16 protein-coding genes, 1 tRNA gene and 3 pseudogenes are annotated in these 16064 nt (G+C 67.1%); 8 read left to right on the plus strand and 12 right to left on the minus strand.

Annotation, left to right across the window (positions count from 1 at the left end; all coding sequences use genetic code 11):
* Positions 1-63: 63 nt before the first annotated feature.
* Positions 64-1131: a site-specific integrase gene (locus JZY91_RS08750; RefSeq protein ID WP_234947533.1), complete on the plus strand. Its 1068-nt coding sequence runs from the start codon at positions 64-66 to the stop codon at positions 1129-1131.
* A gap of 212 nt (positions 1132-1343) precedes the next feature.
* Positions 1344-1901, plus strand: coding sequence for an isochorismatase family protein (locus tag JZY91_RS08755; protein ID WP_234947534.1), 558 nt, complete (start codon positions 1344-1346; stop codon positions 1899-1901).
* Between the two features lie 69 nt (positions 1902-1970).
* On the opposite strand, the gene JZY91_RS08760 is transcribed toward JZY91_RS08755, so the two are convergent.
* Positions 1971-2648, minus strand: coding sequence for a DUF305 domain-containing protein (locus JZY91_RS08760; protein ID WP_234947535.1), 678 nt, complete (start codon positions 2646-2648; stop codon positions 1971-1973).
* Positions 2649-2737: 89 nt separating this feature from the next.
* Entirely contained in the window at positions 2738-3013 is a 276-nt protein-coding gene (locus tag JZY91_RS08765; RefSeq protein ID WP_234947536.1) for a DUF3618 domain-containing protein, read from the minus strand.
* 73 nt (positions 3014-3086) lie between these two features.
* Between JZY91_RS08765 and bcp the strand changes: the two genes are divergently transcribed.
* From bcp to JZY91_RS08785, 4 genes are all read left to right on the plus strand, one after another.
* Positions 3087-3560, plus strand: coding sequence for a thioredoxin-dependent thiol peroxidase (gene bcp / locus JZY91_RS08770; RefSeq protein WP_234947537.1), 474 nt, complete (start codon positions 3087-3089; stop codon positions 3558-3560).
* A gap of 53 nt (positions 3561-3613) precedes the next feature.
* A tRNA-Leu gene (locus tag JZY91_RS08775) sits at positions 3614-3695 on the plus strand.
* A 52-nt stretch (positions 3696-3747) separates the two neighbouring features.
* Entirely contained in the window at positions 3748-4215 is a 468-nt protein-coding gene (locus JZY91_RS08780; RefSeq protein ID WP_234947538.1) for a hypothetical protein, read from the plus strand.
* Between the two features lie 194 nt (positions 4216-4409).
* Positions 4410-4697: a DUF3817 domain-containing protein gene (locus JZY91_RS08785; RefSeq protein WP_234949104.1), complete on the plus strand. Its 288-nt coding sequence runs from the start codon at positions 4410-4412 to the stop codon at positions 4695-4697.
* 34 nt (positions 4698-4731) lie between these two features.
* On the opposite strand, the gene JZY91_RS08790 is transcribed toward JZY91_RS08785, so the two are convergent.
* The 8 genes and pseudogenes from JZY91_RS08790 to clpS all read right to left on the minus strand — a co-directional run bounded on the left by JZY91_RS08790 (position 4732) and on the right by clpS (position 10503).
* Entirely contained in the window at positions 4732-5412 is a 681-nt protein-coding gene (locus tag JZY91_RS08790) for a non-canonical purine NTP pyrophosphatase (protein WP_234947539.1), read from the minus strand.
* Positions 5409-6141, minus strand: a pseudogene (rph, locus tag JZY91_RS08795) (ribonuclease PH). Before rph ends, JZY91_RS08790 begins: the two are co-directional and overlap by 4 nt.
* Before the next feature lie 14 nt (positions 6142-6155).
* A pseudogene (locus tag JZY91_RS08800) lies at positions 6156-6931 on the minus strand (MBL fold metallo-hydrolase).
* A gap of 52 nt (positions 6932-6983) precedes the next feature.
* Complete coding sequence (gene murI / locus JZY91_RS08805; protein ID WP_234947540.1) at positions 6984-7799, minus strand: glutamate racemase; 816 nt, start codon at positions 7797-7799, stop codon at positions 6984-6986.
* Positions 7800-7803: 4 nt separating this feature from the next.
* Positions 7804-8466, minus strand: coding sequence for a rhomboid family intramembrane serine protease (locus JZY91_RS08810; RefSeq protein ID WP_234949105.1), 663 nt, complete (start codon positions 8464-8466; stop codon positions 7804-7806).
* Positions 8467-8712: 246 nt separating this feature from the next.
* Positions 8713-9660: a P1 family peptidase gene (locus JZY91_RS08815; protein WP_234947541.1), complete on the minus strand. Its 948-nt coding sequence runs from the start codon at positions 9658-9660 to the stop codon at positions 8713-8715.
* 10 nt (positions 9661-9670) lie between these two features.
* The gene (locus tag JZY91_RS08820; protein WP_234949106.1) at positions 9671-10210 is read right to left on the minus strand and encodes a DUF2017 domain-containing protein; all 540 of its coding nucleotides are present in this window, start codon (positions 10208-10210) and stop codon (positions 9671-9673) included.
* 5 nt (positions 10211-10215) lie between these two features.
* Positions 10216-10503, minus strand: coding sequence for an ATP-dependent Clp protease adapter ClpS (gene clpS / locus JZY91_RS08825; RefSeq protein ID WP_234949107.1), 288 nt, complete (start codon positions 10501-10503; stop codon positions 10216-10218).
* A gap of 112 nt (positions 10504-10615) precedes the next feature.
* Between clpS and JZY91_RS08830 the strand changes: the two are divergent.
* Together JZY91_RS08830 and JZY91_RS08835 are read left to right on the plus strand one after the other, a co-directional pair.
* A pseudogene (locus tag JZY91_RS08830) lies at positions 10616-11934 on the plus strand (nicotinate phosphoribosyltransferase).
* Positions 11935-13905: an ATP-dependent DNA helicase gene (locus JZY91_RS08835; protein ID WP_234947542.1), complete on the plus strand. Its 1971-nt coding sequence runs from the start codon at positions 11935-11937 to the stop codon at positions 13903-13905.
* Between the two features lie 90 nt (positions 13906-13995).
* On the opposite strand, the gene JZY91_RS08840 is transcribed toward JZY91_RS08835, so the two are convergent.
* On the minus strand, positions 13996-14754 hold the full coding sequence (locus tag JZY91_RS08840) for a peptidyl-tRNA hydrolase (RefSeq protein WP_370639210.1): 759 nt from the start codon (positions 14752-14754) through the stop codon (positions 13996-13998).
* Positions 14751-16004, minus strand: a complete 1254-nt coding sequence (gene serB / locus JZY91_RS08845; protein ID WP_234947543.1) for a phosphoserine phosphatase SerB — start codon at positions 16002-16004, stop codon at positions 14751-14753. Before serB ends, JZY91_RS08840 begins: the two co-directional genes overlap by 4 nt.
* Between the last annotated feature and the right edge of the window lie 60 nt (positions 16005-16064).

Here is a 16064-nt window from a genome sequence, read left to right on the forward strand (position 1 = left end):
GGCACACACGGCGAGATTAGCTTCACCCAGCTCGACGGCGGCAAGGTGCAAGCTCATACTCGCGTGCGTCTGCTCAATGGTGAGACGAAGCGCATCCGAGTGCGGGGCAAGACGAAGGCAGAAGCCACCCGCAAAGTGAAGGCGCTAGCCGCTAACGCAGTCGCCCTACGCGACAACGATGAGCTGCGCACCAACAGCACCATTGCTGAGCTAGTCGACCACTGGCTAAACCACCACGACGGCGCCGCCGGCACCGTCGACGTCTACCGAAGCACTGCACGCAACCACATCACGCCCAACATCGGAGAGCTTCGGCTCAACGAAGTGCGGCCGTCAACAATGCAAGCATTCCTCCACCGGCTCGAAGAGATGCCGGCGACTGCGAAGCGCGCCCGGTCGATACTCTCGTCGGCATTCGGCCTCGCTGTGCGCCAAGACCTCATCACCTCAAACCCAATCCGCGAAACACTCCCTCCGAAGCAAAAACGCGGCGAGGTGCGCGCCTTCGAGGGTGACGAGCTCGCGACGTTTCTGGCGATGGTCGACCACTACACCACCAGCGGCCGCAAAGGCCGCGGCGCCGCTTTCCCCCGCTTAGTACGCTTCCTCGCTGGAACCGGCGTAAGGCTCTCCGAGGCGCTTTCGATTCGAGCGAGCGACGTCGACCTGGACGCCGAGACGCCGACAGCTATCGTCCGGCCAACGAAAGACGGCGGCACCTCAACCCGCGTCGTACAACTGCCGAAGATCGCAGCCGATGCGGCGCGAGACCAACTCCGAGACACCGGCGGCACGTTCGACTGGCTCTTCCCCACTTCCACCGGCACCCACATCTCGAAGTCGACTGCCGAGCGGTGGATGCGCGAAGCGCGACACGAATGGGAGAAGGCCAACGAAGCGAAAGGCCGGCCCGATGTGTCGTGGGTAACGTTCCACACGATGCGGAAGCATGTCGCGACGGTGCTGTCGGAGCGAGTGAGCGTCAACGCGGCAACACAGCAACTTGGCCACGCTGACACCACGGTCACACAGCACCACTACATATCGCGGCCGAAGGCCGGGCCGGCTGTCGCAGAGGTGCTCAACGATCACTTGTTCCCATCTGAAAGTGGCCAAAAAGTGGCCAAATAGTCGCTAACAGTTGGCAATCCTAAGCGGAATAGTTAGCACGTCCGATGCTATACGCTGGGAATACTCGGCACTAGAATAAACTAGCCGGAGACGCAAACGCCAGGTTTCCCTATCAGTGGGTTCGGGGTTCGATTCCCTGGTGGCGCACAATCCCGAAAGCGGGGCCGGAGGCAATTCACCGGCCCCGCTTTCGCGTTGGGTAGGGTAAGGCCATGACTCGCGCACTGCTTCTTGTGGACGTTCAAAACGATTTCTGCCCCGGCGGCTCCCTCGCAACCGCCCGCGGAGACGAGGTAGCGCAGGCGATTGCCGCGCTTATCGACGATCCCTCGACCACCTACTCCCACATCCTGGCCACCCAGGATTGGCACATCGACCCCGGCACGCACTTCTCCGAGAATCCCGACTTTGTGGACTCGTGGCCGGTGCACTGTGTGGCAGGTTCGCCAGGCGCGGAGATCCGTGAGCCTGTCGATACCTCGAAGATCGACCACTACTTCCGCAAAGGCGCGTACACCGCCGCCTACTCGGGCTTCGAGGGCAGCGATGACAACGAGGTCCTGCTCGCCGACTGGTTGCGCGAAAACGGCGTCGACGCGCTCGACGTGGCCGGCATTGCCACCGACCACTGCGTGCGCGCTACGGTACTGGACGCGCGCAAGGAGGGCTTCACGGTGCGCGTGCTCTCGGACCTCTGCTCCCCCGTCGACGAGGCCCGCGGCGCCGCCGCCCTCGAGGAAATGGCGGCGGCTGGGGCCGAGATCGCCTAACCCGGCGGCGCCCCCGGCACGCCGTCTGCGCCCCCGGCACGCCATACACCAACCCCCGGCCGCGGGGCGTTACTTCGGCGTGTAGCCCAGGATTTGCTCCATCTCCCGCATCTCCGCGGTTTGCACGTCGATCATCTCGCGCGCCATGTCCTTAAGCGGAGCGTACCCGCCGTTGTTCACCTCGCCCTCGGTCATCGGGATGACGTGGGCGTGGTGATAGTGCATCCACTCGAGGAACGTGGTGCGCAGCTCGTCGCCCTGCAGCTCGCGGAACTTCGCCAGCTCCTCCGGGTAGAACATGCCGTTTGCGATGTGGCGGGAATGCCCCTCCATGTCCTTCTGGATGCCCCACTCGTCCGCCCAGGCGCGCATCTGCGCGTTCTCGCGCTCTTGCCCGTCCTTGATGCGCTGCGCCAGATCCCGCACCTGAGGATCCTGCACGTCGGACGCGAGGAGCACGTCCGACATTTCGATCGCCTGCTCGTGGTGCGGCACCATCATGCCAAGGAAGTGCACGTCCACGTCGTTGTGCTCGGTCGCGCCAGCCTCACCCGCGGCACCCGCCGCACTCGTGCTCGCCTCGGGCGCCGTGCTTGACGACGTCTCCCCCAGCCGCCCAAACGTCGGCCCCAGCAGCGCCAACACAAGTGCGATCGCTCCCACTACCGCCGCCGCAATCCACAGCGGTTTCTGCCGGGAGCGCTTCACTCCGGCCAAGTCATCCGTATCGCCGCTCTGCATAGTCATATCTTTTCCTTTCTTTCTAGACCTGAAAAAGCCACTCAACCCCTGGGGAGCCAAGTGGCTTACAATTCACCGTCGTAAAGCAAAAGCCCCTAGCGACGCGACAGCAGACGCTGCAGCTCCTTGAGCTCCTTCTTGCGCTTGCGGCTGTTGAAGAACTTCACGCTCACCAGCGCCGCAACGCCGAGTGCGATGCCGCCAAGCACCTTCTGCACGGTCTCATCCTGCAGCCAATCCATCGCCTGGTCCTTCGCGTTGTCGGCGAGCTTGGACGGGTTGGTGCGATCCGCCAGTTCGTCGAGGGTGCTGGCCAGCTGGCTGCGGGTGCGCTCGAGGTCGCGCTCAATATCGTGAATGTCTCGTGCCACGTCTACTCCTTTGTTTGGTACTCGCTCCCACAGTAGTGGAAAAGAGCCGAGCAATCAGTGTAGAACGGGGGCCATGAGTGAGCAGATCCGTCTTGCACCGGGCGACGTCGCCCCCGCTTTCACCCTGCCCAATGACCGCGGCGAGCAGGTTTCGCTCGCGGACTACGCCGGCCAGCGCGTCATTGTGTACTTCTACCCGCGCGCGAACACCCCCGGCTGCACCACCGAAGCGTGCGATTTCACCGAGCGCTTCGACCAGTTCGCGGACGCTTCCGTCACCGTCCTGGGCATTTCGCCGGACCCGGTGGACAAGTTGGCCACGTTCCGCGCGGACCACGACCTCAAGGTCGAGCTGCTTTCCGACGAATCCAAGGACACCCTCCGCGCATGGGGCGCCTTCGGGGAGAAGAACAACTACGGCAAGATCGTCGAGGGCGTGATCCGCTCCACGTTCCTCGTCGGCACGGACGGGCGCATCGAGCAGGCGCAGTACAACGTACGCGCCGCCGGCCACGTGGACCGCATCTTGCGCGACTGGGGCATTTAACGCTTGCCGACGTTCGGCTTTTCCGCCCCACTGTGTACAGTGATGTGCGGCAAGCGCCCGTGGCGGAATTGGCAGACGCGCTGGATTTAGGTTCCAGTGTCTTATGACGTGAGAGTTCAAGTCTCTCCGGGCGCACAACTCAAACTTTAGTTTGGCCGTGCGCGGCCCGGGGGTAAGCTTGGGCACTGTGAGTGAGCAGGCGAACGGGGAGACACCAGGCGGCAATGTGCCGCAGCGCGCCCGCGTGAAAGTTCGCGCGTGGCACATCCTGCTGCTGATCGCGGCCGTGATCACGTGCCTGTTGCTGGCGAATTGGCAGTGGGAGCGCTACCAGTCCGGCACCGGCACGTTCCAAAACTTGGGCTACGCGCTGCAGTGGCCGTTTTTTGGCGCGTTCTTTGTGTATGCCTACCGGATGGGCATCAAGATGGAGAACGAAAAGATCGACGCCATCAACTCTGGCGACGCGATCGCGGATATGTACGAGGCGGACCTGGCCCGCTATGGTGCCGACGGCACCCGCGCCGCGACCGAGATCGACGAGGACTTCCTCCCCCAGCGCCCCGAAATCGACGTAGAGACGTATAACGAGATCCTCACCCCGCGCCGCCAGCGCGTGGCGGACGTAGACGAGACGAAAGGCCGGACCGAGTAACCATGACCCAGCCGAACGCGACCCCCAACCAGCCGGGCGCAGCTTCCTCCCAGCCCGGCGCAGCTTCCTCCCAGCCCGGCGCAGCTTCCGCCCAGCCCGGCGCAGCTTCCGCCCAGCCCGGCGCAGCTTCCTCCCAGCCCGGCGCGCCGCGGATCCACCCGGAGCGTCAGCGCCGCGTGCGCCAGGCGCTGACCATGTTCTCCATCGCGGCGTGGGTGACCGGTGTGCTTCTGCTGCTCCTTGTCGCTCGCATGGTGATGGAGTACGGCTTCCACATGGATGTCTCCGCCCTGGCGTGGGTAGCGCGCGTGCACGGTCTGGCGTTCATCGCGTTCTTGATGACGTCCCTCAACCTCGGCCTCAAAGCCCGCTGGTCTGCCGTCACCTGGGTGGTCACGGCAATCTCCGGTGTGGTGCCGTTCCTGTCTTTCGTGGTGGAAGCGAAGCGCCGCAAGGAAGTCACGGAGACATTCCAGCTCTAGCCCGACAGATGGTGCCAGCTGGCACCATCCGGAATCAGCGGAGCAGTTCCGCAATCGCCGGCGCGAGCTGACGCAGCGCGTTCCCCCTGTGGGAGCGCGCGTTCTTCTCTTCCGGGGTCAACTCCGCCGAGGAGCGGCCTCCAGCGTCGAGGGGTTCGAAGATCGGGTCGTAGCCGAAACCGCCTTCGCCCCGCGGTTCGCGCAGCAGGCGACCCTCCCAGCGGCCTTCCGCAGTGACTTCCCGCGCCACCCCGCCAGCTGCGCCAGGTTTGCCCGCCGCGGCACCAACCTCGCCCGCCGCTGCGCCGGGTTTGCCCGCGCTAGCGCCCGCCGGTACGACGAGCGCGCAGCAGGACACGAACGCCGCCTCCCGCTGCGCGATGTCAGACATCTGCGCAAGCAGCAGGCGGTTGTTCGCCTCGTCGTCGCCGTGGGCGCCGGACCACCGGGCGGACAACACCCCCGGCATCCCGTTGAGCGCCGCGACGGCAAGGCCGGAATCATCCGCAACGCACGGCAGCCCCGTCGCCGCCGCACCCGCCCGCGCTTTGATCAACGCGTTTTCCTCAAACGTGAGGCCGGTTTCGGCGGGCTCGGGGTAGGGGGAAACGTCGTTAAGCGAAACAAGCTCTACCCCCGCAATGCCGAGCTCGGTGAGGACCTGCTCCAGCTCCCGCAGCTTCTTCGGGTTCCCGGACGCGACGAGCAGCCTCACAGCCCCAGCGCCGCCTTCTGCGCGGCGATGAGCTCGTTGCAGCCCTTCTCGGCGACGTCCAGCATCGCGGCAAGCTCCTCGCGCCCGAACAGACCGTGCTCGCCGGTGCCCTGGATTTCGACGAAGTTGCCGCCCTCCTGGCATCACCACGTTCAGGTCCACCTCTGCGCGAGAATCCTCCACGTACGGCAGGTCCAGGCACACGTGCCCGTCCACGATGCCGGCGGAGACCGCAGCCACCGGCGCGAGCAGCGGCTCACCCGGCACCACGCCGCGCTCCTTCAGCACCGCGATCGCGTCCGCCAGCGCCACGTACGCGCCCGTAATGGACGCGGTGCGGGTACCGCCGTCGGCCTGCAGCACGTCGCAGTCCAACTGAATCGTGTTCTCGCCGAGCTGTGCCAGGTCTACCGCAGCACGCAGGCTGCGGCCCACCAGGCGCGAAATTTCGTGCGTGCGGCCCTTGACCTTGCCTTTCATGGACTCGCGCGGCATGCGCTCGTGCGTCGCGGACGGCAGCATCGCGTACTCCGCAGTCAGCCAACCCTCGCCGGAATCCTTCTTGAACCGCGGCACGCCCTCCTCCACGGTCGCCGTGCACATCACGCGCGTCTGCCCGAATTCCACGAGCACGCTGCCCGCCGGGTTGGAGGTGAAACCACGGGTGATGCGCACGGGGCGCATTTCGTCGAACGCGCGCCCGTCAACGCGGGAAAAAATCTCAGTCATGCGACCAAGGGTAGCTACACCTCGAACTCGTCGCCCGCGTGGCCCAGCACCACTTCCCCGCCGAACTCGGACTTCGCCGCGGCCAGCGTCGCCTCCGCGTCGCTCCACGGCTGGATGTGCACGAGCACAAGCTTTTCGACGTTCGCTTCACGCGCCACAATCCCCGCCTCAGCACCAGACAAATGCATGCCCTGCGGATGCCCGTCGGACGTAGGCCCCCAAGCGGCTTCGCAGAGGAAGAGGTTGGCGTCCCGGGCAGCGTCGATAAGCGTGGGTGTGAAGCCCGTGTCCCCGGAATAAGTGAGCACGGTGCCGGCGGCGGTGTCGGCGACGCGCAGTGCGTGCGACTCCACGGCGGGGTGCTCGACCGGGAACGGGGTGGGGTGATGCTGACGCCCTCGAACGCGACCGGCTCGTAGCTCACCCACGGCGCGAAGTCGAACGTGTCCGAAATGTCGGTCATATCGTGCGGCCCATCCGCGCCCAGGCGGCCGAGATGCTGCGGGGTGTAGGACGGCCCGTGCATGCGGTTGCGCCCAGTCGCCGGCGCATGCGGGTGGTAGCGGCGCCACACCAGCAGAGACGCGGCGTCAGAACAGTGGTCCGCGTGCAGGTGGCTGAACACCACGTGCGCGGCGGAAGGGTTGAACCGCTCCTGCATCGCCGCGAGCGCGCCCGGCCCGAAATCCATGATCACATCCGGGTTGCCCGCGGTGGAAACCACGTAGGACGATCCCGGGTTGCCCGGCGCGCCAAGACTGCCCGAGCATCCAAGGATGGTGAGCTTCATGGGAAACACTGTGCCACGGAATCGCCCCGAACACGAACGCTGGGCTGGCGCGTTACTGCGAAACCTTGGAACCGACCGCGTGCACCCGCGGCCCGATGATTCGCTCCGCGAGCTTGTCGAAGAGTTCCGGGTCCCCCGTGGACTCAAACACGCGGGTGGGAGCGTTGCCGGTCAGCGCCACTGGATCCGCCAACATGTCGCGTTCCGTGAGGATGCGCAGCACGTCCTTCGAAGTCTCCTCCGCCGAGTTCACCAGCGTGACGTGGTCCCCCATCGCCAGCTGGATCACGCCGGAGAGCAGCGGGTAGTGCGTGCAACCCAGCACCAGAGTATCCACGCCGGCGGCCTGTAGCGGCTCGAGGTAGCCCTGCGCCACGCCAAGGATCTGGCGCCCGGTGGTGGTGCCGCGTTCCACGAACTCGACGAACGCCGGGCACGCCGCCGCGTGCACTTCCACGTTCGGGTGGAGCGAGAAGAGGTCCTGGTACGCGCCGGAGTTGATGGTGCCTTCGGTGCCGATCACGCCCACCTTGCCATTTCGCGTGGTCGCCATCGCGCGGCGCACAGCCGGCTGAATCACCTCGACGACGGGGATGTCGTAGCGCTCGCGCGCGTCGTGCAAGAACGCGGACGTGGCGGTATTACACGCGATGACCAGCATTTTGCAGCCGCGCTCCACCAGATCGTCGCCAATGCGCTGCGCGAATTCCCGCACCTGCGCGATCGGCCGCGGCCCGTACGGCGCGTTCGCGGTATCGCCGATGTAGATCAGCGACTCATCCGGCAGCTGGTCCATCACCGCACGCGCCACGGTCAGCCCGCCGACGCCTGAGTCAAACAGCCCGATCGGCGCGTTATTGCCACCCACCGCGCTACCGCCCGAGCTGCTTCTGGGCCTGCTTTTCCTGGCGACGCGCAACCAGCTGCGGCGGATCGTCCGACGTGATCACCATCGCCGCGATAATGCCGCCAATCGCACCGAAAAGGTGCGCCTGCCAGCTCACGCCCGGGGTGCCGGGCAGCACGCCCCAAATCAAACCGGAGTAGAAGAAGCCCAGCGTCAGGCCCAGCGTGATCTGGGACCCGGAGCGGTTGAAAAATCCGCGCACCACCAGGTACGCCAGCCAGCCGTACACGAGCCCGGAAGCGCCGATGTGGTTCGTGCCAATGCCGCCGACCAGCCACGTGCCCAAGCCGCCGATCACGACAACAAACGTCGTGACCTCCCAGAACACGCGCTTGCCCGAATACCCGACCAGGAACGCGAAGATCGCTCCCGGAACGGTGTTGGACAGAATGTGCTCGAAGCTGCCGTGCAGCAGCGGCGAGGTGAAAATGAACGGCAGGGACGAAATTTCCAGCGGGTGAATGCCGAAGAACAGCAAGTTGCCCTGGAACACGAACAGGTTGACCAGGTAGACCACCCAGATCGCGATCACGTAGCCCGCGGCGAAGCGCAACCCGGTGTTGCGCTGGGCCACGCGTTTCGACGTCCGCTTCCCCCCGCGCCTCGCCGGCTCCAGGCCCGGCTGCATCCCGGGCTGGCCCGGGTACGCGCCCGGCTGCGGGTACGCGCCCGGCTGGCCCGGCTGCAGCCCGTAGCCGCTCCCGGCACCGTTGCCGAAACCCAGGCCGTAGCCGTCTTGGGGAAACGCCGGCTGCTGCCGCTCCGGGTGAGAAAACGGGCGCTGGAACGGCTTGCCGTAGCCTGGCTGGCCGGTCTCGCCGTAGCCCCAGCCGGGCGGAGTTGGGTGCTGGTTATTCGTCATCGTCGCCCAAGCTTAGCGGGCAATGTCGCGCCACGCGGTGACCGCGCTCGTCGCGTTGACCACCGCGTCCACGATCGCGGCCTGCACCACACCGGCACCGGCCGCACCGAGCGTGGTCAGCAGCTGCACGTCATCTACGCCGCCCGCTCTTTCAGCCACGGAGACCGCGAACAGCGTGTCCCCGTCCAGCGGCGAGTGCGCAGGTACAACGGCGCGCGCGATCCCGTCGTGGCCCGTCATCGCCAGCCGCTTGAGCTGCGCCTTCGTCAGCGGCGCGTCAGTGGCAATCACGCCGATGGTGGTATTCAGCCGCGGCACGGGGCGCTTCAACGCGCGAAACGCCTCGACATCGACCGCAGGCCACGTCGGATCGCCGTACAGCAGCCCCGTGCGCGGATCGACCACGCTGCCCACCGGGTTCGCCACCACGTACGCCGTCACCGTGTGCGGCCCCACATGCACGTGCGCCGTGCCAAAACCGCCGCGCAGCACGCCCGCCGTCGCCCCGCATCCTGCACCTACGCTTGACGACGCTTCCCCCGAACCACCATCCCCAAACGCCGCCACCACGGCTGCCGCCCCGTCTTCGGGCCCGGGGCGGTGCGACGGGTCGCCCACTGCGAGGTCGAAAATCACCGCCGCGGGGACGATCGGCACGATCGGTCCACCCGGCAACGCATCGCCGAACACCTTGAACCCCATGCCGCGGCGCTCCAACTCACGCATCGCGCCGTCTGCCGCAGCCAGCCCGAACGCGGAACCGCCGCAGAGAAGAATCGCGTTCACGCGCTCGACGGTGTTGTGCGGCTCCAAAAGATCAGTCTCCCGCGTCCCCGGGCCGCCGCCGCGTACATCCACCGCGGCGACCATCCCGGCCGGATCGTCGGCGACCAGCGCGGTCACCCCGGTATCGCCCAGGGAGGTGTGGCCGATGCGCAGCCCCCAGCCGTCGTCAAGCAAGGAAAGCCCCCTAGTCCAGCATTGCCTGAAGCAGCGAGTCCTGGCACGCGGCGAGCCAGTCCATGAGGATGGCGCGGTGCTGCTCAGCCTGCTCGCCGCCGCCGGTCTCCTCAGAGACGAAAAGGCGCATGTCGTTGAGCGCGGCGACGAATTGCTGCGCCTCCGCCTCATCCACCGTCACGTCCACGCCCCCGGTGGGGCCGAGCTTCTCATTGATCACCTGCAGGTTCATCAGCTTGGCCTTGATGATGTCGTTCTCGTGGAGGGAACGCAGCAGGCCGTTGTCCCCGTCGAACTCCTCGTCGCCCTCGCGCTCGAAGTCCGGCAGCAGGCGGGCCAGCTTCGGATCCGTCGGCGCCTCCGTGTGGCCGGTGGACACGCCCAACATCTCCGCGAACTCATCGCGCGGGGCGGACTGCGCGCGGGCGATCAGCGCCTCCGACACCGTCGCCGTGAGGTCCCCGATCAACTCGCGCTCCAGCGGATCGAAGCGCGTGGAAAACTTCACGCCCGACCGCATCAGGCCTTTCTTGCGGCGCCACTCCTGCATCTGCCCTACCCCGCCTGCTGCATCGTGGCCCACAGGCCGGCGGTGTGCAGCTTCTTCACGTCGCCCTCGACCTTGTCCTTCTCGCCGGAGGACACGACGGCCTTGCCTTCGGTGTGCACCTGCATCATCAGCTCGTTCGCGCGCTTGCGGTCGTAGCCCAGCACGGTTTGGAAGACGTAGCTGACGTAACTCATGAGGTTGACCGGGTCATCCCACACAATGCACATCCAAGGCAGGTTCTCGGCCGTGGCAACGTCGACCTCAATCGCCTCGTCCAACTCGGGCGACGCCATCGGCGAGCCCATTCGCGCCTCACACTGCATGCGCACCACCTTACCCGAGCAGCGGGGGCTATCCTTGGGCAGCATGAATTTACCCGAGCAGCGGGGGCTATCCTTGGGCAGCATGAATGACACACCCTCCCGCGTGAGCGACGCACGTAACAACGCCTGCCACGATTCCACCGCGTTTCTCACCGACATGTACGAGCTGACGATGCTCGACGCGGCGCTGAAAGACGGCACCGCGCACCGCAAGTGCGCATTCGAGGTGCGGGCACCGCGCGTGTGATCGACGCAATTTCGAATTTCCGCTTCACCGAGGAGCAGATCGCCAGCGCCGACTTCCTCTCCGAGGAGGCGAAAGAGTACCTGCGCAACTACCGCTTCTCCGGCGATGTCGACGGATACCGCGAGGGCGAGCTCTACTTCCCGTTCTCGCCGATCTTGACCGTGCACGGCACGTTCGCAGAGTGCGTGATTCTGGAGACGGTGATTCTGTCCATCTTGAACTCGGACTCCGCGGTGGCGTCGGCAGCGTCGCGCATGGTGTCCGCGGCGGACGGCAGGCCGATCATCGAGATGGGGTCGCGCCGCACGCACGAGCAAGCCGCCGTCACCGCCGCGCGTGCGACGTACATCGCGGGCTTCGACGCGACAAGCAATATGGAGGCGTCCCTGCGCTACGGCATCCCCGCCTCCGGCACCGCGGCGCACGCCTGGACGCTGCTGCACGTCGACGAGGACGGGGTGCCGGACGAGCGCGCCGCCTTCCGCGCCCAGATCGATGCCGCCGGCGTCGACACCACGCTGCTGGTGGACACGTTCGACATTTCCAAGGGCGTGGAAAACGCGCTCGAGGTCGCGGGCACTGAGCTCGGCGCCGTGCGCATCGACTCGGGCGACCTCGGCATCATGTCGCGCCGCGTGCGCAAGCAGCTTGACGACGCCGGAGCCTTCAACACCCGCATCATCGTCTCCTCCGACCTGGACGAGTTCACCATCGCCGGCCTGCGCGGCGACCCAGTCGACGGATTCGGCGTAGGTACCTCCGTAGTCACCGGCTCCGGCGCCCCCACGGCAGGGCTTGTGTACAAGCTTGTAGAGGTGGAGGGACATGCCGTCGCCAAGCGGAGCTCCGGGAAAGCCACCTACGGCGGTGCGAAAACCGCCTTCCGTGCGTACCGCGCGTCCGGGGTCGCCGTGGCGGAGGTCGTGCGGCCGGAAGGGGCGGAGATCGCGCGCAAGCCGAACCTGGAGTACCGCCAGCTCACGGTGCCGATGATCCGCGGCGGCGAGATCGTGGACGCGCCGTTCAGCCTCGAGGAAGCGCGCGAAACGCACCGCGCCGCACGCGAAACGCTGCCGTGGGAGGGCCTGGCGCTATCCCGCGGCGAGGCTGCGATCCCGACGCAGTTCGTCGGCTTCCCCGAGCCGACCGAGTAAGTGGCCGCCGACCAGCCGCTCGCGCAAACGACCGAGGACCTGCTCGCCGCAGCCGTAGAGGCGATCGGTGGTGTGCCGCGGCCCGGGCAGGTGGCGATGGCGCGCGCCGTGACGCACGCGTTCGAGTCGGAGCGGCACCTCGCCGTGCAGGCCGGAACCGGCACCGGCAAATCGCTGGCGTACCTCGTGCCCGCGATGCTGCACGCGCAAACCGCCGGCAACACGGTGGTGGTCTCCACCGCCACGCTCGCGCTGCAGCGGCAGCTGGTTGAGCGCGACCTGCCGCGGCTCGCGGACGCGCTCGAGCCGCTGATGGAGCGCCGCCCGACGTTCGCCATTCTTAAGGGCCGCAACAACTACCTCTGCCTGCACAAACTTAGCGTTGACGACGAGGTGCCGGAGGCGCTCATCGAGGAGGACGACCTCTCCTGGATGGGCCGCCACATCAAGCGCGTAGCCGAGTGGGCGCAGGAGACCGAAACGGGCGACCGCGACGACCTCGCCCCCGGCGTGCCGGACGAGGTGTGGTCCCACGTGTCCACATCCTCGCGCGAGTGCCTCGGCGCCACGCGCTGCCCGCACGGGGCGGAGTGCTTCGCTGAGCTCGCGCGCGAGCGCGCACACAAAGTGGACGTGGTGGTGACCAACCACGCGCTGTTGGCCATCGACGCGCTTTCGGATGTGGACGTGCTGCCCCCGCACGACGCGGTTATCGTCGACGAGGCGCACGAGCTCGACGGGCGCGTCACGTCCGTAGCCACCAACGGCATTTCCAAACGCTCGCTGACCATGGCGGCGCGCCGCGCGGAAAAGCTCGGTGCCAAGAAAGGCACGCTCGAGGACGTCATCGACGACTTCACCGCTGTGCTCGACCTCGAACCGCCCGGGCGCTGGGAGCGCATCTCCGAGCCCGCGCGCGGTGCGTTCGCCGGGTTGCGCGATGCGCTGTGGACCACGCGCACGGCGATTGCCGACGCTCCCGAGGGCGAAGCCGACAACGACCCCGAAACCTTCGCCGAGCGCACCAATTTGCGCAACCACCTCGGTGACTTGCACGACGCCATCGTGCGCATCCTCGACGTTTTCGACGAGGACGACCCCTCCAAGCACTCCGACGTCGTGTGGCTGGAGCGCTCCGACCGTTGGGGCGACTCGGTCGCAGTCGCGCCGTTGTCAGTGGCGCACCTCCTGCACGAGACGCTTTTCGACGACACCACCGTCGTCCTCACCTCCGCCACTCTTGCCGTCGGCGGTAACTTCAACGCGATGGCCGCGAATTGGGGCCTGCCCGCCGGAACATGGGATTCGCTGGACGCTGGCACGCCGTTCAACCCGCGCAAGAGCGGCATTCTCTACACCGCCGCGCACCTACCGACGCCGGGGCGCGAGGGCCTCGCCGATGCCACGCTGGACGAGATCGCGGAGCTCATCACCGCCGCCGGCGGACGGACGCTGGGACTCTTTTCCTCGCGCCGTGCAGCCCAGCAAGCCGCGGAGGCGATGCGCGAGCGCCTGCCCTTCGACATCTATCTCCAAGGCGAGGACACCACCGGCGCGCTTGTGGACCGGTTTGCCAAGAACGAGAACTCCTGCCTCTTCGGCACGCTCACGCTGTGGCAGGGCGTCGACGTACCGGGCAGCGCGTGCTCGCTAGTGATCATCGACCGCATTCCCTTCCCCCGCCCCGACGACCCGTTGCCGCAGGCGCGCGCAAAGGCCGCCGATGCCGCCGGCCGCTCCGGGTTCATGGAGGTCTCCGCCGCGCACGCCGCGCTCCTCCTCGCGCAGGGCACGGGTCGCCTCCTGCGCTCCCCCACCGACCGCGGGGTCATTGCCGTGCTGGACAATCGCTTGACGACGAAACGTTACGGCGCCTACCTCCGCAAATCCCTCCTCGATTTCTGGCAGACCACCGACAAGGAGAAGGTGCTGGGGGCGTTGCGACGCCTAGTTTCCGGCGAGACCCGCTAACGCAGCGCGGGGTGGCGGGCACGGCGCGGGGGTGGCGGGCGCGGCGCGGGGTGCGGGCGCGGCGCCCCGGGGTGGCGGGCGCGGCGCGGGTTAGGCTGGGGGTAGTGCGACGACCGTCACTGAGCCCGGCGCAACCTCGGTGTAGCCGGCGTCGCGGACCGGCACGGCACCGGTCGACCGCACCGCCGTCTCGAACTCAGCCGGGTCCTCCTCCTCGCGCACGGTGAGCGGGAACCCCGCCGTCGCCCACGCCCGCGCCACTTCCACGTCCAGGTTCGCCGCATACAGCATCGACGCGTGCCCGACCTGCGCACACGCCTTGCCCAAGGTCATGCCTAGCGACGCATCGACCAAAATCGTCGGCGTGGATGGGTCGTTGAGAGGGTTCGGGGAATCGTCGATAAGCTCGGTGCCCTTAATCTGCAGCTTGGCAATGGCGGGCGGGACCTCACCCACCGCGGAGGGGACGAAGGCGCGCACCCCGCCGACGGTGACCCCGGGCAGCGCCTGGACGTCGTCCCACGCCTTGTTGCGCGCGCGACGCGCGACCTTACGGATGCGGTGCGAGTACCAGCCGGCCAGGTGTTCGCGCCAGAAGCCGTCGGTGCCGGCGCGCTCGTCGAGACACACTGCGACGACGGCCTGCGCTGCCTCCACCAGCACCCGGTTGCGCGGCGGCGGGTTCTGCTTCGGCAGGTTGAGCGCGAGCTGCATCGCCTGCACCGTGGCTGGGTCGGCGGAATCCTCGCTGCGGGCGCGGTAATCGCGTTCCACCAGCTCGGCGAGCAGCGCGTGCGCGGCCGCGAACGGATCGGACGCGCACGGATCGGCGGCGAAAAAGTCCGTCACGGCAGGGGCACGCGGCCGTCGATGCCGGCGCTGCTGTTCGCGTGGTCGATTTCCTCGCGTGGAATGCCGAGGATGTACAGCACCTCGTCGAGGAACGGGTGGTTCACCGACGCGTCCGCGACCTCCTTCAGCGCCGGTTTTGCGTTGAACGCGATGCCCAGGCCGGCGCGCGAGAGCATGTCGATGTCGTTGGCGCCGTCGCCCACAGCCACCGTCTGGTTCATGGTCAAGCCGGAATCGGCAGCGAACTCGGCGAGGAAATCCGCCTTCGCTTGCCTATCGACGATCTTCCCCGTCACCCGGCCTGTCAACTTGCCGTCCTCGATCTCCAGCGTGTTCGCGCGGACGTAATCGAGCTCGAGCTCTTCAGCAAGGCCCTCGAGGACCTGGATGAAACCGCCGGACACGACCGCGGTGCGGTATCCCATGGAGTTGAGCGTGCGGATCGTCGTGCGCGCGCCGGGGGTGAGCTCGATGGCGGCGGCAACCTCGTCGATCACGGAAGCGTCGAGCCCGGCGAGGGTTTTCACGCGTTCGCGGAGGGACTCCTCGAAGTCGAGCTCGCCGCGCATCGCGCGCTCGGTGACCTCCGCGACTTCCGCCTCCTTGCCTGCGTGCGCGGCCAGCATCTCGATGACCTCGCCGGTGATCAGCGTCGAGTCGCAGTCGAAGCACACCAAGCGCTTGGCGCGACGGTGCAGGCCCGCGTGCTCCATCGCGAGGTCGATGCCCAGCTCGGCGGAAAGCTTTGCCAGCGACTTGCGGATCTCCTGACCGTCGCCCGGGGTGTAATTCGGGATGGTGACGCGAAACTCCAGGCCCGTTACCGGGTACTGCGCAATGCCGCGGATCACGTTGATGTTCGCACCGTAGGCCGCGAGGATCCCGCCCAGTTTGGACACCGCTGCCGCGGTAATCGGGTTGCCCAGCGCGACCACCACGTGCGTGGAGCTCGGGCGGGAAACGGAGCCGGACTCGACGCCAGTCTCGATGGTGACGCGCTGGCCAAACTCCCACAGGCCTACGCGAAGATCCCGCTCAATCTCGCTGAGCATGTGCGGCTCCATGCCCACAAGCGCTGCGAGCATGAGGCGGCCGCGGAAGTTCGTTTGCTCCACATCCAGCAGCTGCACCTCGTGGCGCGCCAACGCCGAAAAGAACGCGGCGGAGACACCCGGGCGATCCGGCCCAGACGTCGTAATCACGGCCGGTTTCAAGCCTTCTTGCAGTTCAACCTCCATGGCGGGCATGGGCGAAACCATAACACGACGAAGCCCCCGCCGTTCATCAGGGCGGGGGCTTCGCGGAAG

It is taken from the genome of Corynebacterium sp. CNCTC7651, assembly GCF_021496665.1.
GTDB lineage: Bacteria > Actinomycetota > Actinomycetes > Mycobacteriales > Mycobacteriaceae > Corynebacterium.